The organism is Maribrevibacterium harenarium (assembly GCF_006385675.1).
GTDB lineage: Bacteria > Pseudomonadota > Gammaproteobacteria > Pseudomonadales > Marinomonadaceae > Marinomonas > Marinomonas harenarium.
Window position 1 is genome coordinate 1 of record NZ_VFRR01000112.1, and the last position, 1,259, is coordinate 1,259.

A 1,259-nucleotide genomic window follows, 5' to 3' on the forward strand; every position below is an offset into this window, starting at 1 on the left:
TGTAGTGGTCAAGTAAATCTGGCCACGGTTTTAGAGTTTTTCCAATACAGCCGCTCACTCTCATTAGGAGATAAACCACCATTATGCCGATGAGGTCTGAGCTGGCTGTAATATCCTGTTATGTAATGTGTAATCTCTTGCTGGGCTTCAACAGCACTTTGATAGCCCAGTGTCGGCACCCATTCGGATTTTAAGCTTCTGAAGAAACGCTCCATCGGACTATTGTCCCAGCAGTTACCTCGACGAGATAAGCTTTGCTTTATTTGGTAACGCCACAGTAGCTGACGATAATACCGACTGGTGTAATGACTACCTTGATCACTGTGAAACATCAGCCCTTTCGGTTTGCCTCGTGATTCATACGCCATCGTAAGCGCTTTACCTGTTAGTTTGCTGTCTGGTGATGTTGACATCGCCCAACCAACTGGCTTTCTGGCAAACAGATCCATCACCACAGCAAGATATAGCCAACGCTGCCCAGACCAAATATACGTCACATCTCCTACCCAGACCTGATTGGGGCACTCAACATCGAACTGTCTATCTAAATAGTTGGGTATCTCAATATGTTCTTGCATCGCTTTACGGTAGCGGTGTCCGGGTAACTGACGACTTATCAGCCCAAGTGACTTCATGAGTTTGGAGGCTCGATAACGCGAGAGCGGCATGCCTTGCGTCGTCACCATGTCCGCGATGCTTCTTGCCCCAGCGGATCCATTGCTAGCTTTAAAGTGTTCTTTGATTAAACCCCTCAACTTGAGTTCGTTGGGCGATATCCTTTTCGAACGTTGTCGCCAGTATTTATAGCTGCTACGGTGAACGCAGAAGACATCACACAAGGTCTTCACGCTAAAGCTCTGCTTGAGTTTCTCGATTATCGAGAAGTGTTCAGCGAGTCCGACATCAAGAGAGCGGTAGCCTTTTTTAGTATGTCATTGTGTTCTTCAAGACGAGCCAGTTTCTTTTTTAGCTCGCGAATTTCAATTTGCTCTGGTGTCATTGGAGACGCTTTAGGAGAGACGCCTTGCTGCTCTTGTTTAAGCTGTCGCACCCAACGATCCATCGTGGATTTACCCACTCCCATAGCATCTGCCGCATCCGCGGTAGAATAATTTTGCTCAACAACAAGCCTTGCTGCTTCCAGTTTAAAATCAGCACTGAATGTGCGTCTTGTACGATTTGCCATAGTGTCACCTGTTTAGTTGAGAGGTGCATTTTAACACCTCTATTCAGGTGGCCAAATTCACTATGCCACTACA

1 protein-coding gene is annotated in these 1,259 nt (G+C 46.6%); it reads right to left on the reverse strand.

Annotated elements, in window-relative coordinates; genetic code table 11:
* Nucleotides 1-8: 8 nt before the first annotated feature.
* Nucleotides 9-1,186, reverse strand: a protein-coding gene (locus tag FJM67_RS17315; protein WP_140591937.1) for an IS3 family transposase whose coding sequence is annotated in 2 segments (ribosomal slippage) — nt 9-919 and nt 919-1,186 — 1,179 coding nt in all. Because the reading frame shifts where the segments join, the coding sequence is not laid out codon by codon here.
* Between the last annotated feature and the right edge of the window lie 73 nt (nt 1,187-1,259).